27 protein-coding genes and 1 tRNA gene are annotated in these 24,375 nt (G+C 43.5%); 18 read left to right on the forward strand and 10 right to left on the reverse strand.

All coding sequences use genetic code 11. From position 1 onward, the window contains the following. The gene (locus VFA52_03575) at positions 1-1,341 is read left to right on the forward strand and encodes a hypothetical protein (GenBank protein ID HZS43266.1); all 1,341 of its coding nucleotides are present in this window, start codon (positions 1-3) and stop codon (positions 1,339-1,341) included. Continuing rightward, a complete protein-coding gene (locus VFA52_03580; GenBank protein ID HZS43267.1) occupies positions 1,342-1,635 on the forward strand; it encodes an RNHCP domain-containing protein in 294 nt (97 codons plus the stop codon). Here VFA52_03580 and VFA52_03585 read toward each other — a convergent pair. Continuing rightward, positions 1,632-2,900: a trypsin-like peptidase domain-containing protein gene (locus tag VFA52_03585; protein HZS43268.1), complete on the reverse strand. Its 1,269-nt coding sequence runs from the start codon at positions 2,898-2,900 to the stop codon at positions 1,632-1,634. The genes VFA52_03580 and VFA52_03585 overlap by 4 nt on opposite strands. A 122-nt stretch (positions 2,901-3,022) precedes the next feature. Between VFA52_03585 and VFA52_03590 the strand changes: the two genes are divergently transcribed. Then, positions 3,023-3,093: transfer RNA gene (locus VFA52_03590), tRNA-Gly, on the forward strand. A gap of 92 nt (positions 3,094-3,185) precedes the next feature. Here the strand turns inward: VFA52_03590 and VFA52_03595 are convergent. From VFA52_03595 to clpP, 3 genes are all read right to left on the reverse strand, one after another. Then, positions 3,186-3,458 (reverse strand): HU family DNA-binding protein, encoded by a 273-nt coding sequence (locus tag VFA52_03595; GenBank protein HZS43269.1) that lies wholly within the window; start codon positions 3,456-3,458, stop codon positions 3,186-3,188. Between the two features lie 191 nt (positions 3,459-3,649). Continuing rightward, entirely contained in the window at positions 3,650-5,182 is a 1,533-nt protein-coding gene (gene rny, locus VFA52_03600; GenBank protein ID HZS43270.1) for a ribonuclease Y, read from the reverse strand. 363 nt (positions 5,183-5,545) lie between these two features. Continuing rightward, the gene (gene clpP, locus VFA52_03605) at positions 5,546-6,118 is read right to left on the reverse strand and encodes an ATP-dependent Clp endopeptidase proteolytic subunit ClpP (protein HZS43271.1); all 573 of its coding nucleotides are present in this window, start codon (positions 6,116-6,118) and stop codon (positions 5,546-5,548) included. Positions 6,119-6,229: 111 nt separating this feature from the next. On the opposite strand from clpP, the gene VFA52_03610 reads away from it, so the two are divergent. Next, a complete protein-coding gene (locus tag VFA52_03610) occupies positions 6,230-6,946 on the forward strand; it encodes an RsmE family RNA methyltransferase (protein ID HZS43272.1) in 717 nt (238 codons plus the stop codon). A gap of 2 nt (positions 6,947-6,948) precedes the next feature. Next, positions 6,949-7,122 (forward strand): hypothetical protein, encoded by a 174-nt coding sequence (locus VFA52_03615; GenBank protein HZS43273.1) that lies wholly within the window; start codon positions 6,949-6,951, stop codon positions 7,120-7,122. On the opposite strand, the gene VFA52_03620 is transcribed toward VFA52_03615, so the two are convergent. From VFA52_03620 to nusA, 4 genes are all read right to left on the reverse strand, one after another. Then, positions 7,113-8,126 (reverse strand): trigger factor, encoded by a 1,014-nt coding sequence (locus VFA52_03620; GenBank protein HZS43274.1) that lies wholly within the window; start codon positions 8,124-8,126, stop codon positions 7,113-7,115. The genes VFA52_03615 and VFA52_03620 overlap by 10 nt on opposite strands. Before the next feature lie 14 nt (positions 8,127-8,140). Further along, positions 8,141-8,356 (reverse strand): hypothetical protein, encoded by a 216-nt coding sequence (locus tag VFA52_03625; protein ID HZS43275.1) that lies wholly within the window; start codon positions 8,354-8,356, stop codon positions 8,141-8,143. Position 8,357: 1 nt separating this feature from the next. After that, complete coding sequence (locus VFA52_03630) at positions 8,358-8,939, reverse strand: inorganic diphosphatase (protein ID HZS43276.1); 582 nt, start codon at positions 8,937-8,939, stop codon at positions 8,358-8,360. 116 nt (positions 8,940-9,055) lie between these two features. Beyond that, positions 9,056-10,348, reverse strand: a complete 1,293-nt coding sequence (gene nusA, locus VFA52_03635; GenBank protein ID HZS43277.1) for a transcription termination factor NusA — start codon at positions 10,346-10,348, stop codon at positions 9,056-9,058. Between the two features lie 222 nt (positions 10,349-10,570). Between nusA and VFA52_03640 the strand changes: the two genes are divergently transcribed. The 12 genes from VFA52_03640 (at position 10,571) to pgk (ending at position 21,920) form a co-directional block, all read left to right on the forward strand. Beyond that, entirely contained in the window at positions 10,571-11,794 is a 1,224-nt protein-coding gene (locus VFA52_03640; GenBank protein HZS43278.1) for a fibronectin type III domain-containing protein, read from the forward strand. 2 nt (positions 11,795-11,796) lie between these two features. Beyond that, positions 11,797-12,123 carry a hypothetical protein gene (locus VFA52_03645; protein HZS43279.1) on the forward strand — a complete coding sequence of 109 codons (327 nt, stop codon included), beginning with the start codon at positions 11,797-11,799 and terminating at the stop codon, positions 12,121-12,123. 40 nt (positions 12,124-12,163) lie between these two features. Continuing rightward, positions 12,164-12,787 carry a tail fiber domain-containing protein gene (locus VFA52_03650; protein HZS43280.1) on the forward strand — a complete coding sequence of 208 codons (624 nt, stop codon included), beginning with the start codon at positions 12,164-12,166 and terminating at the stop codon, positions 12,785-12,787. A 2-nt stretch (positions 12,788-12,789) separates the two neighbouring features. Continuing rightward, complete coding sequence (locus VFA52_03655; protein HZS43281.1) at positions 12,790-13,545, forward strand: hypothetical protein; 756 nt, start codon at positions 12,790-12,792, stop codon at positions 13,543-13,545. Positions 13,546-13,669: 124 nt separating this feature from the next. After that, positions 13,670-15,409: a GspE/PulE family protein gene (locus VFA52_03660; protein ID HZS43282.1), complete on the forward strand. Its 1,740-nt coding sequence runs from the start codon at positions 13,670-13,672 to the stop codon at positions 15,407-15,409. Between the two features lies 1 nt (position 15,410). Beyond that, entirely contained in the window at positions 15,411-16,622 is a 1,212-nt protein-coding gene (locus VFA52_03665) for a type II secretion system F family protein (GenBank protein ID HZS43283.1), read from the forward strand. Then, the gene (locus tag VFA52_03670) at positions 16,619-17,083 is read left to right on the forward strand and encodes a prepilin-type N-terminal cleavage/methylation domain-containing protein (protein HZS43284.1); all 465 of its coding nucleotides are present in this window, start codon (positions 16,619-16,621) and stop codon (positions 17,081-17,083) included. The genes VFA52_03665 and VFA52_03670 overlap by 4 nt, the downstream gene beginning before the upstream one ends. Further along, positions 17,073-17,597 carry a type II secretion system protein gene (locus VFA52_03675; protein HZS43285.1) on the forward strand — a complete coding sequence of 175 codons (525 nt, stop codon included), beginning with the start codon at positions 17,073-17,075 and terminating at the stop codon, positions 17,595-17,597. Before VFA52_03670 ends, VFA52_03675 begins: the two co-directional genes overlap by 11 nt. Next, on the forward strand, positions 17,597-18,121 hold the full coding sequence (locus VFA52_03680; protein HZS43286.1) for a prepilin-type N-terminal cleavage/methylation domain-containing protein: 525 nt from the start codon (positions 17,597-17,599) through the stop codon (positions 18,119-18,121). The genes VFA52_03675 and VFA52_03680 overlap by 1 nt, the downstream gene beginning before the upstream one ends. 1 nt (position 18,122) lies before the next feature. After that, complete coding sequence (locus VFA52_03685; protein HZS43287.1) at positions 18,123-19,958, forward strand: choice-of-anchor R domain-containing protein; 1,836 nt, start codon at positions 18,123-18,125, stop codon at positions 19,956-19,958. A gap of 79 nt (positions 19,959-20,037) precedes the next feature. After that, complete coding sequence (gene tpiA / locus VFA52_03690; protein HZS43288.1) at positions 20,038-20,793, forward strand: triose-phosphate isomerase; 756 nt, start codon at positions 20,038-20,040, stop codon at positions 20,791-20,793. An 8-nt stretch (positions 20,794-20,801) separates the two neighbouring features. Further along, complete coding sequence (pgk, locus tag VFA52_03695; protein HZS43289.1) at positions 20,802-21,920, forward strand: phosphoglycerate kinase; 1,119 nt, start codon at positions 20,802-20,804, stop codon at positions 21,918-21,920. An 11-nt stretch (positions 21,921-21,931) separates the two neighbouring features. Here pgk and VFA52_03700 read toward each other — a convergent pair whose 3' ends face one another. Together VFA52_03700 and VFA52_03705 are read right to left on the reverse strand one after the other, a co-directional pair. Beyond that, positions 21,932-22,192: a hypothetical protein gene (locus VFA52_03700; GenBank protein HZS43290.1), complete on the reverse strand. Its 261-nt coding sequence runs from the start codon at positions 22,190-22,192 to the stop codon at positions 21,932-21,934. Positions 22,193-22,228: 36 nt separating this feature from the next. Further along, positions 22,229-22,636: an HIT family protein gene (locus tag VFA52_03705; protein HZS43291.1), complete on the reverse strand. Its 408-nt coding sequence runs from the start codon at positions 22,634-22,636 to the stop codon at positions 22,229-22,231. A 30-nt stretch (positions 22,637-22,666) separates the two neighbouring features. On the opposite strand from VFA52_03705, the gene recJ reads away from it, so the two are divergent. Next, the gene (gene recJ / locus VFA52_03710) at positions 22,667-24,373 is read left to right on the forward strand and encodes a single-stranded-DNA-specific exonuclease RecJ (protein HZS43292.1); all 1,707 of its coding nucleotides are present in this window, start codon (positions 22,667-22,669) and stop codon (positions 24,371-24,373) included. The last annotated feature ends 2 nt before the right edge of the window (positions 24,374-24,375 follow it).

Here is a 24,375-nt window from a genome sequence, read left to right on the forward strand (position 1 = left end):
ATGTTATCTCCACGCAGTATCGTCTATAGCGGCATTTTTCTCACGGAAGATTCAAGAAAAATTCTTTTAGAAAAAATACGGCCTCTATACGAAAATATTTTTGCTCATCATGTTACGGTCAAATATCGTCCCAACAGCGAGGAGATTTTTAATTTTCAGCCTGGAAAAGAATATGAACTGGAAATTGTCGGGGTTGCTTCTGACGGGAAAAGTCAGGCGGCGGTAATAAAAGGTTTTAAGACGGAAAGTGAGGTCACTCACGTCACCATTTCAACTTTGGGGGAGACAAAGCCAAATTACTCAAAAGATCTTCTAAAGTCTGCCAAGATTGAAAATTTAAAACCGTTTAAAATAAAAGGGAAATACGGCTTTTTTTGTGACGGACCATATTTTTTTGAATTCCCGACGTTTAATATTTCCACTGTTCAAATTCCTACCCGGCCGCAGCCCGATACAATTATCGCCCTGTTTCTTTTAAATGAATATGCTTCTTCTATTTTTCAAGGTATAGATTCGGCCGAGATTAAGTGTAATCCAATCTTTCCTAAGGATGAGACCTTTGAAAGCTTGCTTCAAAAAGGAATACTGACTATTGATTTTGAACAAAGCATATTCGATCATCATAATAAAGATTTTTCTACAGCTTCTGAAAGTGTTGCCGAGTGGTGCAATATCAGAAAAAATAAAGAGATTCAAAAACTTTTGGAATTTGCCAAACGCTCGGAAGAAGGTAAGGGGACTATTTCATCGGACGCTATTGATAAAATGTTTGGTTTAGATGGCTTGATTATGGCCTTAAATCGCGTTCACTTTGCTGATCCAAAAGAAGTTTTTAGAATCGTGGAACCTATTTTAGCCGGTCATCTGAGGGATATAACTGAAAAATTAATTAATACCCCTGTGGTCTGGGCTGAATTACTAACCAATGGAAAAGGTAAAATAATTAAATGCCATACAAACATTGGTAATTCAAAAATTGCTTTTGCTGAGTCTGATAGTCAGAACTTGCCAGGGTTTTTACGGTCATACCAAGGCGAAAGATGTGACTTATTCGTTCAAAAACTCAGCTCTGGTCATATAAATATATTAAGCAAAGCCAACAATAACCTTGATCTATCCAAACTTGCCGGGATCATTAGACAAGCGGAAGCCTTAATACAAAAACGACCAATCAATTCTGCAGATTTAAGACAGGCCGGCCGCCTTCCGGAAATTCCTGAATGGTATTATGACAAAATTACGAATTCTATTCTGAATGGTGGAAGAAACGTCGGAGATGTTAAACCAACTAGTATTTCATGGGGAAGTTTCGAAGCTCTAATTAAAAAATCTTTTGAATAGATGTTTCAGAAAAACAAAGAAGATTTTATTTGTGAGAAGTGCGGGCATGAAGTGAAAGGGACGGGATACACCAATCATTGTCCGAAATGCTTATGGAGCAAGCATGTGGATATTAATCCCGGGGATCGTCTGAGTGAATGTGGAGGGATGATGGAGCCGGTACGGGTGGAGGGACGCACCGGCTCTTATGATTTTGTCCACCGATGTTTACGCTGTGGCTACGAAAAGAGAAACAAGGTTTCGCCCGAAGACGACTTTCAGAAAGTGATTGAAATTTCTAGGAAGGCTGATTAATGAGGTAGATAGTTAAACAAAGTGGATTCAGAATTTTTAAAATTATTTACCAAAGTGGCAATGTCGCGGTTTAAAAAGGAACTCAAGGTGTATCCAGTATGAGTTTTTAAGTCGACATTAATGTAATTGAGAGTAATGGCCTGAATATCCTGCTCTGAAGTATTACTGTTGTCTGGAACGGTGGTGGCGATCAGAGCAATCATTTGGCCGGCTTGATTGAGGATGCCCCCACCAGAAGCTCCACGTTCAGCTAGAGAACTAGCTGTTGTTCTAATTAGATCTTTGCTGTTAGTGCCGGTGAAGGTGTAAGCGTCGATAACATTCATCAGGGCTGTTTGAATGGGTAGATTTTTCATAACGGTGGTGCCGGAAAAACTACTAGCTGGATAACCAACTCCTAAAATGGAGGTATTAGGTGAAAGGGAATTAATAGATGTATCTAAAGAAAGATACGGAAAACTCCCGGGAACACTTCCGCCATTTATACCCGCCGTGACTGCTACTAAAGCGTAATCGCCAGCGCCGGTTTCTTGCGGCTGGTTCGCATTATTAATATTTGCTCCGTATTGGCGAAGCCATTCCTCTGAAATATGTACAAGAGACGCTTTGTATTGAGCCACGGCTGGAGAGCCACGACGAATAACACATTGTTTATTGGGATCCTGAAAATAATCGTCTAGGAGAAGGTGATCGGCCACATGAGCATTCGTTAAAATGATGCCTTTGGGATCAATTATGACGCCACTGCCAGTCAGTATTTCAATAAGATTGCCGGATTGGCTGGTGCAATAAATATTGACGATGGCGGCCCGAGCCTTTTCATCCAGACTGGCATTGGCAGGAGGAGTTTGTGGTGGCGTAGCTGGAACTTGAGAAGGGAACGAAGAGGAGGCGGGTTGAATTGGAATGTTTGGAATGACTGGCACCGGATTTGGGGCCGGAGTTTGAATGACTGGAATCTTTGGAGCGATCGGAGATTCAGTTTTGGGAACGGAAATTTTAGGAAAGGCCGGGACTTGAATAGCCAAAGTTGGCAACTTTTCTTTTTTGGTGGAAGTACTGGTGTTTGAAGGCCGGGTGCTCGAAGCATTAACACTAACAGCTGTTGGTACCAGAGGAGCGTAAGTAGAAAAAGAAGTAGTGGCCAATCGTTGTTCAAGACCGGGCAAACTGACTGACTTGTGAGTGGGTGGAGTGGTATAAGGAAAACCCAAAAAAGAACCGATTGAAAGAAGAATGGCGATGAGGGGAGAGAGAGGGTTCATTGATGGTTGTTGAAATTATAAACACAATTGCCCGCATATACCAGATTTGCTAGGATAATTCTACTCTAAGGAGCTCCGAACTCGAAGGTTCGGAGAATGTGAGATGTTTTAACTCGTGTTAAGCGGGATTAGTTTATTGGTAAAACATCAGTTTTCCAAACTGAGGTGGGGAGTTCGATTCTCCCATCCCGCACTTTAAAACAAAAGGCTGGCGCTTCGCGCCGGCCTTTTGTTTAGTGAGACGAAACTGTAATTTGTCCAAAAGTTCTACCGATTTTTGGACACCTATTTGACTGCGTCTTTCAGAGCTTTAGCTGCTCTGAATTTTGGTACTCGCATAGCGGCTACCTGGATAGATTCGCCGGTGCGAGGGTTGCGAGCGGTTCTAGCTGCTCGTTGTTTAGCTACGAAAATACCAAGGCCGGAGATTGAAACTTCTTCTCCTTTCTTGAGAGTGTTGACGATTGAGTCGATGACAGTATCCATTACTTTTTCAGCCTGAACTCGAGTCCCCCCGAGCACCTGCTGAATAGCTTCTACAATTCCTGCTTTATTCATTTGAGTGTTTTTGGCTAATAAATTTAGCTCGACCACTTTTAAACCTATCCATAACTACGAAAATTATTATATATTAGGCCATTTTTTAGGCAAGCGGAGTAAATATTTGAAGAAGTGTTAAAAAAAGGGCGGCCGCAAAGCGGCCGCCCTTTTTATTCCCGTCAATAGTTATGTCAATACTCCTCTTACCACTACCTAGCAAACTCTACTGCCCGATTTTCCCTAATAACCGTTACCTTAATCTCCCCCGGATATTTCAACTCCTCTTCAATTCGTTTGGCAATATCCTGTGCCATTTTCTGAGCTTCCAGATCGGAGACCTCGGTCGGAGTAACAAAGATTCGAATCTCACGGCCGGCCTGCAAAGCATAAGATTTCTCCACACCCTTGAAACCGGTGGCAATCGCTTCCAAATCTCCCAAGCGCTTCAAATAATGTTCCATGGTGTCTCGGCGGGCGCCCGGTCGTCCCCCGGAAATAGAGTCGGCTGTCTGAACAATGATAGATTCAATAGTTTCGTAAGGATATTCCTCGTGATGTGCCTGCATGGCCTTAATTACTTCTTCTGGAGCTCCGAATTTCTGGAGAATGCGTCGGCCGATTTCCACGTGCGTGCCGGCCACCTCATGATCTACTGCCTTACCAATGTCGTGAAGCAGCGCTCCGGCTTTAGCTACTTGGACATTGGCACCCAATTCTTCCGCCAACATGCCGGCAATGTGAGCCATTTCAATTGAATGCTGCAGAACGTTCTGACCGTAACTGGTTCGGAAATACAGGCGTCCCAAAATGGAAACAATTCTCGGATCAAGATTGAAAACGCCTGTTTCATAAACTGCGTGCTCTCCTTTTTCCTTGATGATTTTATTTATTTCCTGTTTAGCTTTCTCTACCTCCTTTTCAATTTTAGCCGGCTGAATACGCCCATCTAAAATAAGATTTTCCAGAGCCAGTCGAGCAATCTGACGACGAACCGGATCGAAGGAAGAGATAGTAATAGAGCCCGGAGTATCGTCAACGATAATTTCTACTCCCGTTTCTCGCTCGAAAGCCTTGATGTTCCGGCCTTCTTTGCCGATAATCTTTCCCTTAATTTCGTCGGAAGGAATGTCAACGTTCGTAGTGAAAAGATCGGCCGAGACGGAAGTAGCCAATCGCTGAATAGTCGTGGATAGAATATCTTTGGCTCGCTGTTCCAGTTTTTCTTGGCCGAATGTTTCCATCTTCTTCATTCGGGAGAGAATCTCTTCCTCATATTTTTTCTCGACACTCTGGAGAAGTTGCTCTTTAGCTTCTTCCTGTCCAAGCCGAGAGATTTTTTCCAATTCAGTGCGCTTCTGACTCTCCAAACTATCCACTCTTTCCTTAATCTCTTTTACTTCAGCAATTTTACTCTTAATATTTTCCACCTCGTGGTCGATATCGGTCTGGCGAGTATCCAATAGCTCCTCCTTCTTGATTAAGCGGTCCTCAGTCTTCTTTAATTTATCTTCTTTCTCTTTAATTTCTTCGCGAATCTGCTTTAAAGTGCCCGCCGCTTCTTCTTCGGCGGCCAAAGTAATTCGCTTAGCTTCCTCTTTGGCATCAAGCATCATTTGCTTGATCTGAAGTTCCATTGAACCTTTTTTCCCCAAAGAAACCAGCACTCGAAGAAAATAACCGACAACTAAAGCCACCACTCCGGTGGAAGCTAGCATTAGAAACAATATTTTTAATGAAATCATGGCGAAATTGATTTCGCCTTAGGCGCCCAAAAAACTTATGAGACTAGATATTCAATTCTTAAGGATTTTAACATTTGAATAAAAGTGAAGAGTCGGTGCGGAATCAAGGTCATCTGTGGCGGTCTAAAACAAAATCGAAATTTAAATTTTAATGAAATCAATATACATCATTCGTTACAGATTGTCCACGTAGAGTTGTTGACACTGAATATGAAAGATGTTATAATCAATAAAACATTCACATTAGAAAAAATGTAGCCGATTACAAACGGGAACCCAGAGGGAAATGGCAAGTACCGTCAATTCTTCGGTGATGAGGTTCTTTGTATAGAGCCCCTCATATTTTTATGAGGGGCTCTTTGCTTAATTCAAAACCTTATCAATAATGCCGTATTTCTTGGCTTCCTCGGCGTTCATCCAGAAATTTCGGTCAACGTCCTTTTCAATCTTGCTCAAAGGCTGACCCGTATTTTTAGCCAGCATTTTATTTAGAATTTCCCGATTTTTCAGAATTTGTTTGGCCGTAATTTCAATGTCCGAGGCCTGACCTTCCACGCCACCGGACGGCTGATGAATCATGATTTCGGAATTAGGCAAAGTAAATCGTTTGCCCTTCTTGCCGGCAGATAGAATCATTGCTCCCATGGAAGCGGCTACGCCGACGCAAATCGTAGAGATATCATTCTTAACATGATTCATCGTATCAATAATGGCCATACCGGCTGTCACCATGCCACCCGGGGAATTAACATAAAGATTGATATCTTTTTTCGGATCTTCCGATTGCAGAAATAAAAGCTGGGCAATAACAATATTAGCCACATTATCATCAATTGGGCCGCCCAAAAAAATAATATTTTCGCGCAAAAGGCGAGAGTAAATATCGTAAGCGCGTTCGCCGAATTGGGATTTTTCAATAACTGTTGGAATAAGCATATTTGAGTTGAAGGTTAAAGGTTAAAAGTTAAAGATAATAATGCGGTGAGTATAGCAGATGGTATTTAGGGGGCAAGTAGCGAGCGGCCAGAAATTCTCTATACTATTAGTATGAGATTACATCGATTCCTGCTCACTGAGGAGATAGCCGATCGCAAAGAGGTAATTATTTCCGATTCAGACCTAATTCATCAATGGCGGCAGGTTTTTCGGTTTACAGTAGGCACTCAGCTTATTCTTTTTGACAACTCCGGATTTGAATATCTTGGCTTAATTTCTAAGCTTTCCCACCTTGGGGCAGTCGTTCGAATTTTGAATAAAGAAGATAGAAGCACCTCGTTACCTGAAGTTTGCCTTTTCGCCGCTCTGATAAAGAAGGATAATTTTGAGTGGATTATTGAAAAAACCACAGAATTGGGAGTTTCACAGATTGTGCCTATTATTTCTGATCGAAGCGAGAAGAAAGGTTTGAATATGATACGAGCTAAGAAAATCATCAAAGAAGCTAGTGAGCAATCTGGAAGGGTGAAGTTAACCAGGTTGAATGAGCCCACCGATTTGGAGGAGTTGCTGAAGAGTTTAGATAAAGGAGATGAAGAGAAGGTGAAGATTTTCTCAATTGATCCCAAAGGAAAACCTTTTGATGAAAAGATCTCGGCAAAGATTGCGAGAGAAGTCGGAGTGTTTGTCGGACCGGAAGGAGGCTGGACGGAAAGGGAACTGGAATTATTTAAACGCAAAAGGATTCCGATTTACAGTCTCGGCTCTCAAATCCTCCGAGCCGAGACTGCCGCCGTGGCAATTGCGTCGCTTCTCCTCCTGAAATAAATATGAGTTCAAAACCTTTAATCTGGATCGGAATGTTTATTGGTTCAACTATCGGCGGATTTATTCCGAGTCTTTGGGGCGCCGGCTTTTTCTCCTTTTCATCAATAATCTTGACTACCGTCGGAGGAATTTTCGGGATCTGGGTCGCTTTTAAAATCAGCAACAATTATTTTTGACTCTCCAGAAACTGCCAAACTTTTTCATTAGTGAGAATTTGTTCAACGTAAAGACGGGCTCGCATCGGATCGGCGTCTTTATGATGGGACAGAATATGTTCCATTTCCTGTTCAACCGCTTTTTTGTCGGCTTCAATTTTTTCTTCCAAGGCAATCTTGGCTAAGATCAATTCCATTTTCACTCTCTTAATGGCATCATCTTTCCATTCATCTTTTACATCGGCTTCAGTTTTGCCGATTTGTTTAAAATAATCTTCCGGTTTTAGGCCCATGCCAGAAATATTGCCTTTAAATTGAGCCAGCATCTTTTCTTTTTCGCTTTCAATCAAGACTTCGGGAATTTCCACCTTTGTTTTGTCAATGATCTTGTCAAGGAGGGTCAATCGTTCTTTCTCTCGCAGGCGCAATTCTTTTTCCAGTTGTAAATTTTCTCGTAATTTAGTTTTGAAATCTTCCACATTTTTGAAATCGCCAAAACTTTTTACCAATTCGTCGGTCAACTCCGGAGTCGGATCCGTTTCAGTTTTTCGCCGACTCTCTCGAGCTCGAGTCAAAGTTTCTTCAAATTCCTGATCAGTCACCTCGGCTTTTTCGGCCGTCTTCATGGCTTCTTTGGCTATTTTTTTATAATCCGGCAGCGAGAATTCCGGCAGGACGGCCAGGGTGATTTTAAAAACAACGGGATTTTTAGCCGCCAGTGTGGGGATGGCAATTTGGGGACGCCCGACCGGATTAACCTTGGCCTCGGTGAGAATTTTTAAATAAAGATTTTCTAGGGCGAGCGAGGCCGACTCTTCCAATAGGCCGAGCTCGCCGACTCGCTCAATTAAGACTTTTTCCGGAATATGCCCCTCGCGAAAGCCGTCAATCTTAAGACGGCTATTGAGGTTTTTCACCGCCTCTTTTCGGTAGCTTTCCACTACTTCTTCCGGAATTTCCGCTTCAATCTCAACTTGAGAATGAGGAAGAGGCGCAATCTTTAAGATTTTAAAATTTTGGTTCATATTAATTAGAGAAATTAACTGGAAGTGGCGCTAACCTGAATATTTACTTCGTTGGGCTGGAAATTGGTGTAAGTAGTAGTGGCTGAAGATTCGGAATTTCGCTGGTTTAATCGAGGGGCCAATTTGTATTGCCAGAAATAATAAGCCCCAAAAAGTAGGATTAAAACAACAATGATAATGCCGATAATGCCTCCGACGGAACCGGCTCCTTTTTGAGAACCCTGAGTCATATTATTTGGAAAATTTTTCTTTGTAGATTTGAATAGATTTTAGAACAGCTTCGGTCGCCGCATCCTTTCCCTTTACTTCACCAATAGTTACCACATTATCATCTCCTTTTAACTTCTTGTAAGTCTCAAAGAAATGTTGAATTTCGCGAATGGTGTGCTTGTTAATATCTTTCAAATCATTGACGTCTTCCCAGCGTCGATCTTTAACAGGGACGGCTATGATCTTACAATCTGACTCGCCGTCATCAACCATTTCCATCATGGCTACCGGCCGGACCTTTACTAATACTCCAACTTGAATAGGGAAGGTTGAAAGAACAATGACATCTAGAGCATCATTGTCCTCCCACAAAGTCTGCGGGGCGAAACCATAATCAACGGGGTAAGGAGCATTGGAATAGTTGGCCCGGTCAAGCGCAATCAAACCGGTTTTCTTATCGATTTCGTATTTATTATTTGAACCTTTTGGAATTTCAATAATAGTATTGAATTCTTCGGGAACTTTATCGCCGAGCGGCACATCGTGCCAAAGATTCATCCCGTTAGAAGCAGGGCGCATTTCGTCTGATTGATTATTGCTCATAATGGTTATTTATTAAGTTGACTGATTAAGTAATTATTCTATCTTGCGACCGTGGCTTCTAACGGGATTCATCCCTTGAGTCATATGTCGGAAAAACGACAGGGCTTTCCGACAAATTACAGGATATTAGATGATTCAGCTTCTGAAGTTTTTGAGCTCTCTGTTTCACTCGGAGTTTCTTCGGGTACTTCAGCAGGTTCATTTTTTATTTTATCCTCCGGCGCGCTTTTTGCATCTTCTTCAGTTTCGGTCTCCACCTCCGCTTCTCCTTCCGCTAACTTTTCACCTTTGGCCGACTGAATGTCAATTCTCCAGCCGGTTAATTTAGCGGCCAATCGAACGTTTTGACCTCCTTTACCGATAGCCAAAGACTGCTGATCTTCCGTCACTTCCACTACTGCCATATTCTCCTCCTGATTGATGTTGACACTCAAGACTTTAGCCGGGGAAAGGGCGTCTTCAATAAATTTATCGGGCTCGGCTGACCATTCAATAATATCAATTTTCTCGCCGCCAAGCTCACTCATGACAGTGGATACGCGAACGCCGCGCTGGCCCACCATAGAACCAACCGGATCAATGTGAGGATCGTTAGAAAAGACGGCAATTTTAGAACGTGATCCGGCTTCTCGGGCAATGGCTTTAATTTCCACCGTGCCGTTGGCAATTTCCGGTACTTCCGCTTCAAAGAGCTTGGCCAGAAATTTCGGATGAGATCGGGAAAGTCGCAGGAAAATACCGCGAGGAGTTTCTTCTACGCGAGAAAGATACATTCGAACGCGCTCTCCTTGACGATAATGTTCGCCGGGGATCTGTTCTTCATAAGGCAGAATGCCGCTGGCTCGGCCCATATCAATGAAGATGTTGCCGCGTTCAATGCGCTGAACGGTACCGCTGACGATTTCACCTTCTCGTTTACCGTATTCAGCCAAGACGGAAGTTTTTTCCGCCTCGCGAATTTTCTGAATGATTACTTGCTTGGCAGTCTGCGCCGCGATGCGGCCGTAATCGCTTTTCATTTCAAGAGGGAAGATTAATTCTTCTCCAACTTCTACACCCTTCTTAATTTTGCGGGCGTCTTCAATTAAAATGTGATGCTCCGGATTAAAACGAACTTTCAAACCTTCTTCGGCGGTCTCCGGATGATCAGCAATTGGTTGTGTTCCTTCTTCACCCTCCTCTTCAAAGACTACTTTGGATTCATCCACCACAATTTTCACCTGATAAAATTCCGCCGTGCCGGTATTAAGATCAAACTTGGCGCGGATATATTGACCGCGCTTGCCATACTCTTTTTTGTAAGCAGTAGCCAGAGCCATTTCAATGGCCTCAATAATTTTTTCTCTTGGGATGCCGCGTTCCTCTTCCAACTGGTCGAGAACGGAGTTAATAACTTTTAGATCGAACATAATGTTACGCTTATGGGCGTTAGCTTATAGCTTGTATAAATTTGGTAAAAAAAGAGTTCGCCGTGAGGCGAACTGTCGTGCTCATAAATATATAGGAGTCAAGAGTTTTGTCAACTGTATCGAAGAGGGCGGCCGGCGAAGCCGGCCGCCCTCTCTATTAACAGCTCTTATTGCTATTCACCTGTCCTTCCTCTATTATTATGTATGTATATCTTTTCTAAAATGACTAAAAAGATCATTTTCGCACTTGTTCTCCTTATCCTCATCTTAGGTGGTATCTTTTTAACTTTTAAAACTCAACCGGCAGCTCTGGCCCAAAGCGGCACTTTCACCGCTGGAGTTCACGCTGTGCATGGTTATGCCTGGTCCAGTAATTTCGGCTGGATTAAATTTGATCCAGCGTTCGGCGGAGTCTTTGCCAGCACGACCGGAGCCTCAAGCGCCATTCTCACCGGTTACGCTTGGTCAAATCCCCAAGACGGAGCGGCTGCAAGCAACAACATTGGCTGGCTAAGTTTCAATGATTATTCCGGTTGTGGATCTCAACCAACTATTGATCTTTCGACGGGTGCTGTCAGTGGTTGGGCCCGTTTTTATAACGCCATCAGTCAGTCCGGCAACGATGGAAACTGGAGCGGTTGCGTTCATTTAAGCGGTCCAACTTACAGCTCGGCTGTGACAACGGGCGCTAGTCCAAGTTTTACTCAAGGCAGCTACTGGTGGGGCGGCGATTTTCCAACAGCTTCAAGTAGTGTCGGCTGGATTCATCTTTGCGGCAGCAATTACTGCGTTACCATTGACGCGGCCACTACCACTCCGGCTACTGCACCCGGTGTTCCGTCAAATTTGCATCAGACAAACGCCGGCGTCTGCGATAGCTTCGGTGGTATTGTCAATCTTGCCTGGAATGCCGGCAGTCCTGCTCCAAATACTGCGAACGGCGGAGGTTATTACGTTTATCAAACTGATTCAACCGGCAACACTACTATTAAGAAAACAGTTTCTTACTCGACAACCGCTTCTATCGGAGGCTTGGCTGTAAATGGGACCTTCTACTTTAAGGTCACCGCCATTAATGTCGGTGGCGGCTCAGTGGCCGAGAGTGCCCCAACTTCCGTAGTCACTACCACTAGTTCAAAAGTCTGCAACAGCGCCAACACAGCCATTATCTTCAATGCTGTTCCTCCAACCGTGCCGAGAGGAGGCACTTGCAAACTGGTCTACACGGTTTCATTCCCAAGTGGTTGTACCATTACCAGCGCCGGCAATCAGGATTCGGCCTTTCCATTCTCTTTTGTTTCCGCCACCGGTACTACGCCTTCCAATCCGACAAGCGGCACGACTACCACCTCAAGAATTTACAAGACAATTGATTACACCCTAACTTGCGGCAGCTTAAGTGCTAAGACCACTTGCGCCATTGCGCCAGCTTTTAACGAATTCTAAATATGTATCAGGATAATTTTTTCATTCGTCACCGAGTCAGCATTCTCATCATCGTTGTGTTGGTCTTTTTATCGGCCGGTATAATTATCTGGGTTAATCTCAATAAAATGACTCCCGCTAATGAAGCGACTAATAAACCGTCTTCTCTCTATCCCGGTTTAACTGATCAAGAAGTGAGCACTTTTATCAAAGAAGGAAGTGCTTCCACTACCGTAACCCCTTATCCTGACCAGAAAGTAAAATATGATAAAAATTTTTCATCTACTGGACAATCAGCCTTAACAGCTTCCGAACAGGAAGCGGCTCTGAAGGCAATGAGTTCGAAGTAGAGGAGAAATAAAGTAATAAAATAATAATTAAATTAAAATTATGAAAAAAATAAATAAAGAAATATTGTGGTCAGTTCAGGTAGTAGTTATCGCTTTAATTATTAGCGCCTTTGGCAGTTATGTTTTTGCCGCGTCCTTTGCCGAACCAACTTGTGCTCCAACCGGCTGTAATGCCGATGCGCCGCTTAACGTTTCCGGTACAGCCCAGATTAAAAGCGGTGGATTAATTGTAGCTGCTGGAACCGGTATCACTACCGGTCTTGCCGTAGTGACAGGAAAAGTAGGAATTGGCACAGCTAGTCCAACTCATGCTCTGGATATTACTACTACCGGTGGAACGGATGGAGCGGTACAGGCCAGCGCCTTCTATTACGCCTCCGATCGAAATTTGAAAAATAATATTGCACCGCTCTCCAATTCTCTAGACAAGGTCATGCAGCTTCAGGGAGTTTCTTATAACTGGAAATCAAATGGCAAAGCCGATGTCGGATTGGTAGCCCAGGATGTTCAGAAAGTTTATCCGGAACTGGTTAGCTCGGGGGCTAGCGGCCTATCAGTTGATTACGGACACTTAATTGGTCCGATGATTGAAGCGATAAAAGAGCAGCAGAAGGAAATTAATCAACTTAAAGCAGAAATTAATCAACTTAAAGGACAGAAATAAAGATGTCTTTATCTTCCAAGATAAAAAAGAATTATTTTGTACCACTTTTGGTTATTATCGGTCTGGTTCTTTTCGCTTCCGTAGTCTATGCCGCCGCTACTCAATACGTTTGTCCTTCCCGATCAGGCCCGGATTTTTCCAGTCAGGGTCACCTGAAAGATTGTTATCGAGTTAATCTCAACCAAAGTGTTACGATTGCCGCCACCACTTCACCGGCAGCTGAATGGGGAGTTTGTGCCATCGTCAATAATCAAACCGGCGTAAAAGATCTCTTCATCCCCGCCAGTACTTCTGCAGAATGGCAGAGAGTTTGGGGCACCACTACAGCTCAGAGAGCTAAACCCTTACCTCTCGGAATGTTTGTAAGCCTCTGTCAAAACTCTGGAGGCGCCGGTGGAGCAACCTGTGAGCGAGATTTTGGTTCGGGTGGTGGCAACAGCTACTTTGGAGGCGGGGGCGGACAATGTCAAAGCCCTAGTTGTGCTAACAATAACGCAAAAACAGGCGAAAAACAGAGTATTAGTAATCAGATTGATGCTGTCCCCAGCTCAGTTTGGGGGCCCAATACCAAGGCCAACGCTCATAAGGCCTTAAACCAAAGCGGCGGCACAGTTACCACCAATGGATTAACTCAAAATTTTGATTACGACTTTAGTTCTGAAGTTGACGCCGATTCTCAACCTGGCCACCGATCAGTCGTATCCAGCATGAGTTTTGGTGGGCCGACTACCAATAACTCACCCGTTCCTTGTCCGTAAATTTAGGAGCCCCGAGCCGCGAAGCGGCTCGGGGCTTTTTCATTACATTTTGTTATAATTAACTCAATGTGAGTTGATTGATCTCATAGACCTTTGACTTTTAACTTTCAACTTTCACTCTCGCGTGTACATCAACGAAAAACAATTAAAGGAATTCATCTTGGACTCGGGACTTGTCACCCGAAAGGACTTTGAAGGCTCGGAAAAAGAAGCGGAAACCAAGAAAATCAGTATTGGCGAAGTCTTGGTCAATAAAGGCAAACTCAATGAAGATGATTTGCGCCGAATTCAGGCTTATGTCTTAGGCATCCCCTTTGTGGACTTAAAGAGCCAAAAAGTGGATTTTCAAGTCCTTTCTCTTATACCCGAACCAATTGCCAGAAACCATAATATCGTGGCTTTTAAAGCTACCCCGACAGATTTGGAAGTGGCAATGTTGGACACTGATGATTTGAGCGCCATTGAGTTCGTCAAGAAAAAAGTAGGGCTGCGTATTCTGCCACGCCTGACTAACACCGAATCAATGAAGGCCGTTCTCCTTCAATACCAGAAATCTTTGAAGGCTGACTTCGGAGATCTCATTCAGAAAGAAGCCAGTGCACTAAAAAGAGCGGATGGTGATCAGAGCGAGAGCGATCTAAAAAAGATTGCCGAAGATCTGCCGGTAGTTCGCATTGTTGATACATTATTGAAACACGCTATTTTGCAGAACGCCTCTGATATTCACATTGAGCCTCAAGAAAACGAAGTACTAGTACGTTATCGTATCGATGGATTACTCCACGATGCCATGGTTTTGCCAAAACACGCCGGCAACAGCATCACTGCTCGCATCAAAGTTCTTTCCAATTTAAAACTTGACGAAAAGCGTCTGCCGCAGGACGGACGTTTCAAGATTGATATGAATAATGAGAAAGTCTCTTTTCGTGTTTCAATTCTTCCGACTTATTACGGAGAAAAAACTGTCATGCGATTATTGCGCGAGAGCGTTTCAGGGTTTACCCTCGAAAGTCTGGGTTTTCACGGTCGCGCCTTGGAATTAATTCATGAAGGAACGAAGCTGGCCACCGGAATGATCTTAACTACCGGTCCGACCGGCTCGGGAAAAACCACGACGCTCTACACGGTCCTGGATATTTTAAATACTCCTGACGTCAATATTTCCACCATTGAAGATCCGGTGGAATATCAGATGAAGCGCATCAATCAAAGTCAGGTCAAACCGGATATCGGCTTCACGTTTGCCAACGGTTTGCGTTCATTAGTTCGACAGGACCCAGACATTATTATGGTGGGGGAAATTCGAGATAATGAAACGGCATCACTCGCTATTAACGCGGCGTTGACCGGTCACCTAGTTCTTTCCACCCTCCACACCAACAGCGCCGCTGGCGCCATTCCACGTCTGATGGATATGAAAGTGGAACCGTTTCTTTTGGTTTCTACCTTAAACATTGTCATTGCTCAGCGATTGATTCGACGTCTGACAGCCAGTAAGGAAAAATATTTCTTAAACAAGGATGAATTTGGCACTATTTCCAAGTCGGTGAATATGGATCGGGTCCTCAAGGCTTTAAGAGAAGAGAAAATTGTTGAACCAAATGCCACCTGGGAAAAAATTCCTTTTTATAAACCAAAGCCATCGGCGGAATCTGATGACGGTTACAAAAGTCGAGTTGGTATTCACGAAGCTCTGAAAGTTACTCCCACCATCAAGGACATGATCATCAAAGGAGCTACCACTTCGGATATTGAAGAGCAGGCTAAAAAAGAAGGAATGCTCACCATGATTGAGGACGGCATTTTTCAGTGCGTTCAAGGCATCACTACCATTGAAGAAGTTTTGCGAGTGGTAACGGAATAAAATGAAATTTAAATACAGCGCCATTAATAAAGACGGAATGACTTACGAGGCAGTCAAAGAAGCCCCGGACAAGTTTACTTTTTATCGCAATTTAAAGAGAGATGGCGAATCCATTATCTCGGTCAAAGAAGTGAAGGGGGGAATGAGTTCAATTAATCTAAACTTTAGCCTCTTCGGCGGCATTAAGATGCATGACAAAATTCTTTTTGCCCGCAATTTAGGTGGGATGCTTGAGGCGGGTCTGCCACTTTCGCGCGCGCTCTCAGTATTGGAGAGACAGACCACCAATAAAAGATTGAAAGCTACTTACGCCGCTCTGAACGGTTCCATTACTTCAGGCAAGTCCCTTCACGAAGCCATGGCAGAATTTCCGAAAATCTTTAACACCCTTTTTGTTTCCATGGTTAAGGCCGGAGAGGAGGGCGGCAATCTTTCCGGTTCTCTGAAGCAAATTGCCATTCAAACTGACAAGACTTATCAGTTGAAACGAAAGGTGAGAGGAGCCATGCTCTACCCCGGTATCATCGTTTCCGTCATGATCATTATTGGAATTTTAATGATGATCTTTGTGGTGCCGAGTCTGACGGCTACCTTTGAAAGTCTTAATTCGCCGCTTCCAGCTTCCACTAAATTTGTCATCGCCTTAAGCAGTTTTCTTAAAAATAATTACATTCTGGCTATTATTGTAATGGTGGCGGCAATCGCCGGAGTTTATTTTGGAGCCAAGACAACAAAAGGGAAAAGATTTTTAGACTTTCTAGTTTTACATATTCCAGTCATCGCTCCCATTATCAAGGAAACTAACGCCGCCCGTACCACTCGCACCCTTTCATCGCTTCTTAGCTCGGGAGTGGATTTGATTTTAGCTACGGCTATCACCGGCGAAGTACTCCAAAACTCTTATTACAAGGAAGTTTTAATTGAGGTTCAAAAACGAGTAGAAAAAGGAGAGCCGATTTCCACTTTGCTTTTGGAAAAGACTAAACTTTATCCAATTTTTGTCGGAGAAATGATTAATGTAGGGGAAGAAACCGGTCGGCTTTCGGAAATGCTTCTAGAAGTGGCGACCTATTACGAGGAGGAGGTGGAGGAAAAGACGAAAGATATGTCCACAGTCATTGAGCCATTTCTGATGGTCTTCATCGGACTCGTGGTAGGGTTCTTTGCCGTTTCCATGATTACGCCACTTTATTCGGTGATGAATAATATATGAGAAACTCGAAAGCGGGATTTACTATTTTGGAAATTCTGATGGTAGTAGTAATTTTGGCCATTCTCGTAGGCATCTCTTACACCGCCTTCAACAATCTCAATAGTTCTGAAGCACTGGATACGGAGACAAACACTATTCTTTCCATGATTGAAAGGGCCAGAGAGCGAACTATCTCTTCTGAAAATAGTATTGAGTATGGTGTTCACTTTGCTTCTACCACTGCCGTGCTTTTTGTCGGCAAAACATATTCCGCCGGATCTTCCACTAGCGAGACGAAGAATATTAATTCAAAAGTGAAAGTAAACAGCATTAATTTAACCGGAGGAGTGGCCGATATTTATTTTAATAAATTAAGCGGCAAGCCAAGCGCCACCGGAACAATTGTTTTTTCCTTGCTAAGCAGCACTTCCAGCGTAAAGACTATTACCATTTATAATACGGGTCTAAGTGATGTTAAATAAAGGTATAAATTACAACTCAAAAGTCTCAACTTCTGTCAGAGAGAAATCCGGCTTCTCTTTAATTGAAGTAGTAGTGGCGGCTTCCATCATCACCATTTCAGTTTTAAGTATTATGGCCGTCTACGGCACTTTTATTAAAAACAATTTTGATAACACCGCCTCCATCCAAGCGGCTTACCTGGCCGAAGAAGGAATTGAAGCCGCTAAATCAATGCGAGATTTTGGCTGGGCAAGTAACATCGCTACTTTAACCAACGGCACCACTTACCGTTTCTATTACAATACCTCTTTAAATAAATGGCAGGCGACCACTACCGTTTCGCGCATTGATAATGTTTTTGATCGCACATTCACGGTAGGAACGGCTTATCGAGACGGCAGTGATAATTTAGCCACTTCCGGCACAGCTGATTCAAACACCAAACTGGTGACTGTAAATGTCGCCTGGAACAAGAGAGGAGCCACTTCAACCAAGACTCTACAGACATACATTACTAATTTGTTTGATAACTAATGAAATTTCGTAAAGTTTACAGCATTCATAACGGATTTTCGCTGGTAGAAATGCTGATCTACATCTTTTTGTTGAGTCTTCTGTTGATTGTCGTAATTAACAGCATGGTTATTATTGTCTCTTCCTACCGAAACATTAAAAGCACTGAAGCCATTGAGAGTTCGGGTCTCTCCGCTATGGATCGGATGGAAACGGAAATCCGCAACGCCCAAAGCGTCGACGCTATCAATAGTGTCTTTAGTGGAAGTGGCACTTCCAGTATTTTGACCATCAATACTTCCACTACCACTCCGGCCAAAATCAAATTTTATGCCTCAAGCACGATTTTGGCGGTGGATGAAGACGGTATCTATAACGGCCCTCTCATTTCTTCCGGCGTTCGATTGAAAACTTTAATTTTCAGATCGATTAGTACTAGCACCTCGGCGGCTATCAAAATAGAATTAGAGATTGAAAGCGGGACAGGTCCTTCTTATAAATCAGCCAAGTTTTATGATACAGCTATTTTACGAGGGAGTTATTAATATGAGAATTTTAGATTTTAAATTAAAAGGTTTTGCATCGCCTGCCGGGAATAGGGGGCAGGCGATGCTCCTGGCAGTTGTTTTCTTTCTCTTCATTAGCCTTACCATTATTCTCGGCATTACTGTTCCCGTTGTAAATCACATCAAGAATGTCACCATTTCCAATAATTCCAAACAGAGTTTCATTATTGCCGAGGCCTTGAATGAAGATGCTCTTTATCGTTTGAACCATAATAAAAACTTATCATCTTCTTTAAGTCTGGCTTTAAATGGGGCCACCGCTTCAGCCGCCGTTACCACGAGCTCTGGTGCCAAACAGATTATCTCTCAAGGAGCGGATAATCACATCAATCGTTCTGTTAGCACTACTTTTACTCAAGGGCAGGGAGTGGCATTTAATTACGGTGTTCAAGTTGGTCAGGGCGGATTCACTTTAATGGGCGGATCAAGTATTAATGGAAATGTTTATTCCAATGGTGACATCGTTGCTACTGATGGATCGTCAATTACTGGTAGCGCCGTCGCTGCTGATAGTGCTGCTCTAAACGCTGACCAAAACAATAATTCTCCTAGTACGCCGCCTTATAACATTTCTTTTGCCAGCTCGAGTGCCAATCAGGATATAGCCCAAGCTTTTCAAGTCTCCACTTCTTCACCAGTCAATAAAATTCTCTTTTATGTCAAAAAAGTTAGTACTCCGAGTGACGCAACCGTCCGCATCGTTTCAGATAATGGCGGTTCTCCGGGCACCACTGTTATTGACAGCGGAACTCTTAGTGCTTCTCAAGTCACCACAAGCTACTCTTGGGTAACGGTTACTTTTAGTTCAAATGCTGTCCTCTTTCCAAACACTACTTACTGGGTAGTAATTGACGCGGCTTCAAATGCCAGTAAATACTATGTCTTGGGCGCAAATACCAATACTTACACCATTGGGTCTTTAAAGCTCGGTACATACGGCGGCAGCTGGAATACAGTTTCTCCATCGGGCGCTGACGGATACTTTACCCTTTATCTTGGTGGAGTAACTTCTACTATCGGCGGTGGATCCTATGTTGGCGCTATTAATGTTGGTTCGGCTGGAGTGGGAGATGCCTGGGCTTACGATGTTGAGGGCGGCAGTGTGGCGGGTCATTTATATTGTCAGATTGGCCATAATAATAATAAAGCTTGTGATACTTCTCGAGGAGATCCGTCGCCTGTAAGCTTTCCCATTTCAGATGGCAATATTCAAGAATGGAAGGATGAGGCGGACGGCGGAGGAATAATTACCGGTGCCACCAATTGTCATGGCGGCTATACCGGCGGAAATTGTATCGTCGATTATGCGGGAGCAACTTTCGGGCCGGGTAAAATTACCGGCAACTTAACAGTCAATGGCGGCGGAACTCTTACTTTAACTGGTACGGTCTGGGTTCAGGGAACTATCACTGTTACCGGCGGCGGCGCTATCCGTCTATCTTCTTCGTATGGATCAAGCGGTGGTGTTCTACTCACCGATGGCTGGGTAGATCTTAGTGGCGGCGGTCAATTAACCGGCTCAGGAAGTTCAGGCAGTTATTTGCTATTACTAACCACTAGTCAGTGTCCCAATAGCGGCAGCTGCAGCGGACACAATGCCATGGATGTTACGGGCGGGGCCGGCGCCGTTATTTTGAATGCTCAAAATGGAGTGATGTCGCTTGCAGGTGGGGTAAATGCTAATGAAGCCACGGCTTATAAGATTAGCGCTGTCGGAGGTACTACTGTCACTTATCAAAGTGGACTAGCCAATCAGAATTTCTCCAGCGGACCGAGCGGCGCCTGGAATGTTTCGAGCTGGCAGCAGACACTTTAAATTTGAAGAGTAGGCTAATGTAGAAGAAGGCCTTTTCACTTCGCGAAAAGGCCTTCTTAGCTATGTTATAATTTCTAGAATGTCGCGGCGAAAAAAAATTATTGTCGGAAACTGGAAGATGAATCCGGAATCTTTGCGCGAAGCCGTCAGAATTTTCAGCAAGATTAAAAAAAGCTCTAGCCGCCTCGATACTGAAATAATTATTTGTCCTCCCGCTATCTATTTAAACAACTTAACTTCGGGCCGAATTAAGATCGGAGCCCAAGATGTTTCCGCGGAGACCAAAGGGGCCCACACTGGTGAGATTAGCGCTGAAATGCTGGCTAAAAATAACATTAAATACGTCATAGTTGGGCATTCGGAGAGACGGAGCATGGGGGAAACGGACGAAATCATCAATAAAAAAATTGAAACCGCTCTTTTTTACGGCCTAAAAATCATTCTTTGCGTCGGCGAGTCAAAACGTGACGAGCATGGCGAGTATTTAAACTATCTGAAAAGCCAGCTGAAGAATTCTCTGAAAAGAATCAATCGAAAGTATCTAAAAAATATTTTAATTGCTTACGAGCCACTATTTACTATCGGACGAAAAGATTTTGAAGCCATGTCTCCGCATGATATTCATCAAATTGTTATTTTAATTCGCAAAAATCTATTGGATCATTTCAGTGATCCGCTTGCCGCCAAAGTACCAATACTTTATGGCGGTTCAGTCAGTGTGGAGAATGCCGCTTTGATCGTTGAGGGAGGGGAAGTGAACGGTCTTTTAATTGGGCGCCAGAGTCTTAATCCGGAGCAGTTCGGAGAAATTATCAGGAGAGTGGCTCGCGTTTAGAAACAATTATGTTGGAAATTAAAAACATCAAAGAGGCGGGCGACTTAGCGGGCAAAAAAGTCATCGCTCGGCTTGATCTTAATGTACCAATAGAAAATGACCAGATTACCGATGATTTTCGCATTCTAAAATTGCTACCCACCATTCAATATCTTCGGGAAAACGGAGCAATTACTTTGATTATCAGTCATTTGGATGCTGAGGGAGAGACTTTGGAGGTGATCGGAAACTATTTGAACGAGAAGTTTCCGATCACCTTTTTAAAAGATCTTTTTTCTGCCGAAACCGAAAAGAAAATTCAGGAGGCCAAAGCCGGCGATGTATTTTTATTTGAAAATATCCGACAGTATCCGGAGGAAGAGAAAAATGACGAGGAATTCGCGAAGCGAATTGCTCGTCTCGGTGATCTCTATCTCAATGATGCTTTCCCAGTCTGTCATCGTTGCCATGCTTCCGTTGTCGGCGTGCCAAAATTTTTGCCTCATTACGCCGGTTTCCAGCTCCAAAAAGAAATTGAACATCTTTCCTTGAGCGAAAATCCGGAGCGACCATTTTTATTTATTTTAGGGGGAGCCAAATTCAGTACCAAGCTGCCACTGATTCAAAAATTCTTGGACCGAGCAGATTATTGTTTTGTAGCTGGCGCTCTTTCAAATGATTTCTTCAAAGAAAAAGGATGGGAAGTCGGAATTTCCCTTACCGATCCGACACCCTTTGACCCGAAAATGCTGGAAAATCCGAAATTAATTCTGCCGGCTGAAGTAATGACTAAAAATGGCGATCAGATCGTGCCGAAAAAACCAAGCGAATTAAATAAAGAAGATAAAATTGTGGATGCGGGTCCCGCAGTTCTAGAACAACTAAGGGAGCTTATTCAAAAATCCAAACTAATTATTTGGAACGGACCACTCGGTTATTACGAAGATGGCTTCGATCAGCCGACCAAAGATTTAGCCAAGTTGATAGCCGAGTCCGTCGCCACCTCGATCATCGGTGGCGGCGACACCATCGCCGCCATTGAGTCGCTCGGTCTTCAAGACAAATTCACATTCGTCTCCACCGGCGGGGGCGCCATGCTGGACTTTCTTCTTGACGACACCTTGCCGGGAATAGAAGCTTTAAAATAAAAAGACCGTTTTTACGGTCTGGCAGCGCTAACCATTGCAGAGAAAGCTCTTAAGACTTCAGGAGCGGTCTTATAAGTTTCATCGTGACCCTCACCGTAGGCTTTTTTTGAGGAAATTTTCGACAGACCGAATGGCTTGTCTTTTGTAGCGTTATACTCAATTACGTACTCAGCGCCCTGATAACGAATGCCCAAAAAGTTCTCGTCATTCTTAGTTATGGTTAGCCCCTTTAATCCCTGTAGAGAGATCTCTAGATCATGTAAGGAGTTCATCTACTCTCATTATACATAACGAAGAATTAAAGCAATTTAAATTGAACTTCGAATTTTCTCTGCGGTTTTTTCCATTTCTCCTTCCTTGTAGGGCTTATGAACTCCCCATTTGAAATCATCTTCAATGTATCTAGGAATAATGTGTATGTGAGCGTGAAAAACCAACTGACCCCCGGGTTTTTCATTATTCATTACCAAGTGAATGCCATCGGCGAGAGTGCCGTGCTTAACTGCAATAGCCACCTTCTTGACCGAAAGCATCAGGCGACAGAGTTCTTCGTCTGGTATGGTGTAGAGATTTTCAAAATGATCTTTCGGAATAACCAAAACATGGCCGGGATTTGAAGGATGAATGTCCATAAAAGCCAAAGTATATTCATCCTCATACACTTTCTCGGCCGGAATTTCTCCTGACACAATTTTACAGAAGACACAATCTTGCATGATCAAAGTATATGTTAGAATAGCCGCAAAATGAAGTCTTATAAAGTCAGAAAAGCGCTTAACGAAGCTGAAAAAGAGCAATTAAAATCATATCCGGAGTTTTTGCAACATCTGCTGCATCATCGCGGCCTCCGGTCGGAGGAGGCTGCGGAAGAATTTCTATTTCCGCAATATGAAAAAGGCGTTCACGATCCATATCTGATGAAGGATATGGAGAAAGCCGTCACTCGCATCATTGAAGCTATTGAAAAGGGCGAGAAAACGGTCATTTTCAGCGACTTTGACGCTGATGGCATTCCGGGAGCGGTGATACTGCACGACTTTTTCAAGAAAATTGGCTATGAAAATTTTGAAAATTATATTCCGGATCGCCACAATGAGGGTTACGGTCTGAATTTAGAAGCCATTCAGAAATTTAAGGACCTCAACGCCTCTCTTTTGATTACCATTGATTGCGGCATTTCCAATTTCAAGGAAATTGAAAAGGCAAACGAGCTCGGCATCGATGTCATCATCACTGATCATCACTTGCCTCACAAGAAATTACCGCCGGCTTTTGCCATTCTCAATTCCAAACAGGAAGACTGCAGTTATCCATTCAAAATGCTCTGTGGGGCCGGCGTGGTTTTTAAATTAATTCAGGCTATTTTAAAAAAGTCTCGCTACTCTATTAAAGAAGGAATGGAAAAATGGTATCTGGATATGGTTGGCTTTGCCACTCTCTCCGATATGGTGCCACTTCAGGGTGAAAACCGCATCTTTGCCCACTATGGCTTGATGGTTCTCCGAAAATCTCCGCGTCCGGGCTTATTGGAATTGTTTCGACGAACAGATATTAATCCACGGTTCCTTTCTGAAGATGATATTTCTTTCAGCCTAACTCCGAAAATCAATGCCGCCTCCAGAATGGGCTCACCCATTGAAGCTTTCGAATTACTGCACACCAGCGATGTGGTGCGGGCGCGAGAACTTTCCGAGTCTTTAATTAAATTGAATGACGAACGAAAAGGCGTAGTGGCGGGCATGATTCGTGAAATGAAAAAAGCTATTGAAAACAGAGCCGATCAGATTGGAGAAGTAATCGTGCTCGGAAATCCAAAATGGCGGCCATCACTGCTCGGACTCTGTGCCAATAATCTGGCGGACGAATTTCAGAAGCCGGTATTTCTCTGGGGCAGAGAGGGGAGCGGCCTGCTGAAAGGATCAGGCCGCTCGAACGGTTTGATTGACCTTTCAGTTTTAATGAATGAAGCCAGTTCCGAAATTATCTTGGAATATGGCGGCCACGCCTACGCCGGTGGCTTCTCAGTTGCTCCCGACAAAATTCATTTACTGGAAGTGGAATTAAACAAGGCCTATCTAAAAGCTAAAGTGGAAGCAGTCTTAACTGAGGACTTTGTAGACAAGAAAATATCTATTGATGAAGTTAACTGGGACATTTATAAATTGATTGAAAAATTGGCGCCTTACGGTGAAGGTAATCCCAAGCCGGTATTCCTCTTGGAAAATCTGGAAATAAATGAAGTTAAAAATTTTGGCAAGACGAATAATCATCTCGAACTCTCTTTCTTGAATCAGCTAGGTAAACGCGTCAAGGCAATCGGGTTTTTCATGAGTGAGCAGTTTAGTCACAAGTCACTGGCGGCCGGCGACAAGATTAATCTCGTGGCTACTTTTGAGAAATCAAACTTCCGAAATTATCCGGAACTGCGCCTGCGAATTGTTGATATAATTTAAGA

The organism is Candidatus Paceibacterota bacterium (assembly GCA_035652395.1).
Classification (GTDB): domain Bacteria; phylum Patescibacteriota; class Minisyncoccia; order Phycocordibacterales; family CAJBRS01; genus JADGRH01.

What these genes read in the sequence shown, in the direction of transcription:
- VFA52_03655 (HZS43281.1), top strand. Translation starts at nt 12,790, where the DNA reads ATGTCTTTATCTTCCAAGATAAAAAAGAATTATTTTGTACCACTTTTG.
- tpiA (HZS43288.1), top strand. Translation starts at nt 20,038, where the DNA reads ATGTCGCGGCGAAAAAAAATTATTGTCGGAAACTGGAAGATGAATCCG.
- VFA52_03625 (HZS43275.1), bottom strand. Translation starts at nt 8,356, where the DNA reads ATGACTCAGGGTTCTCAAAAAGGAGCCGGTTCCGTCGGAGGCATTATC.
- VFA52_03585 (HZS43268.1), bottom strand. Translation starts at nt 2,900, where the DNA reads ATGAACCCTCTCTCTCCCCTCATCGCCATTCTTCTTTCAATCGGTTCT.
- VFA52_03665 (HZS43283.1), top strand. Translation starts at nt 15,411, where the DNA reads ATGAAATTTAAATACAGCGCCATTAATAAAGACGGAATGACTTACGAG.
- VFA52_03615 (HZS43273.1), top strand. Translation starts at nt 6,949, where the DNA reads ATGAGTTCAAAACCTTTAATCTGGATCGGAATGTTTATTGGTTCAACT.
- VFA52_03645 (HZS43279.1), top strand. Translation starts at nt 11,797, where the DNA reads ATGTATCAGGATAATTTTTTCATTCGTCACCGAGTCAGCATTCTCATC.
- VFA52_03680 (HZS43286.1), top strand. Translation starts at nt 17,597, where the DNA reads ATGAAATTTCGTAAAGTTTACAGCATTCATAACGGATTTTCGCTGGTA.
- nusA (HZS43277.1), bottom strand. Translation starts at nt 10,348, where the DNA reads ATGTTCGATCTAAAAGTTATTAACTCCGTTCTCGACCAGTTGGAAGAG.
- VFA52_03580 (HZS43267.1), top strand. Translation starts at nt 1,342, where the DNA reads ATGTTTCAGAAAAACAAAGAAGATTTTATTTGTGAGAAGTGCGGGCAT.
- VFA52_03620 (HZS43274.1), bottom strand. Translation starts at nt 8,126, where the DNA reads ATGAACCAAAATTTTAAAATCTTAAAGATTGCGCCTCTTCCTCATTCT.
- clpP (HZS43271.1), bottom strand. Translation starts at nt 6,118, where the DNA reads ATGCTTATTCCAACAGTTATTGAAAAATCCCAATTCGGCGAACGCGCT.
- VFA52_03610 (HZS43272.1), top strand. Translation starts at nt 6,230, where the DNA reads ATGAGATTACATCGATTCCTGCTCACTGAGGAGATAGCCGATCGCAAA.
- VFA52_03640 (HZS43278.1), top strand. Translation starts at nt 10,571, where the DNA reads ATGACTAAAAAGATCATTTTCGCACTTGTTCTCCTTATCCTCATCTTA.
- VFA52_03630 (HZS43276.1), bottom strand. Translation starts at nt 8,939, where the DNA reads ATGAGCAATAATCAATCAGACGAAATGCGCCCTGCTTCTAACGGGATG.
- pgk (HZS43289.1), top strand. Translation starts at nt 20,802, where the DNA reads ATGTTGGAAATTAAAAACATCAAAGAGGCGGGCGACTTAGCGGGCAAA.
- VFA52_03575 (HZS43266.1), top strand. Translation starts at nt 1, where the DNA reads ATGTTATCTCCACGCAGTATCGTCTATAGCGGCATTTTTCTCACGGAA.
- rny (HZS43270.1), bottom strand. Translation starts at nt 5,182, where the DNA reads ATGATTTCATTAAAAATATTGTTTCTAATGCTAGCTTCCACCGGAGTG.
- VFA52_03705 (HZS43291.1), bottom strand. Translation starts at nt 22,636, where the DNA reads ATGCAAGATTGTGTCTTCTGTAAAATTGTGTCAGGAGAAATTCCGGCC.
- VFA52_03700 (HZS43290.1), bottom strand. Translation starts at nt 22,192, where the DNA reads ATGAACTCCTTACATGATCTAGAGATCTCTCTACAGGGATTAAAGGGG.
- VFA52_03650 (HZS43280.1), top strand. Translation starts at nt 12,164, where the DNA reads ATGAAAAAAATAAATAAAGAAATATTGTGGTCAGTTCAGGTAGTAGTT.
- VFA52_03670 (HZS43284.1), top strand. Translation starts at nt 16,619, where the DNA reads ATGAGAAACTCGAAAGCGGGATTTACTATTTTGGAAATTCTGATGGTA.
- VFA52_03675 (HZS43285.1), top strand. Translation starts at nt 17,073, where the DNA reads ATGTTAAATAAAGGTATAAATTACAACTCAAAAGTCTCAACTTCTGTC.
- VFA52_03685 (HZS43287.1), top strand. Translation starts at nt 18,123, where the DNA reads ATGAGAATTTTAGATTTTAAATTAAAAGGTTTTGCATCGCCTGCCGGG.
- VFA52_03595 (HZS43269.1), bottom strand. Translation starts at nt 3,458, where the DNA reads ATGAATAAAGCAGGAATTGTAGAAGCTATTCAGCAGGTGCTCGGGGGG.
- recJ (HZS43292.1), top strand. Translation starts at nt 22,667, where the DNA reads ATGAAGTCTTATAAAGTCAGAAAAGCGCTTAACGAAGCTGAAAAAGAG.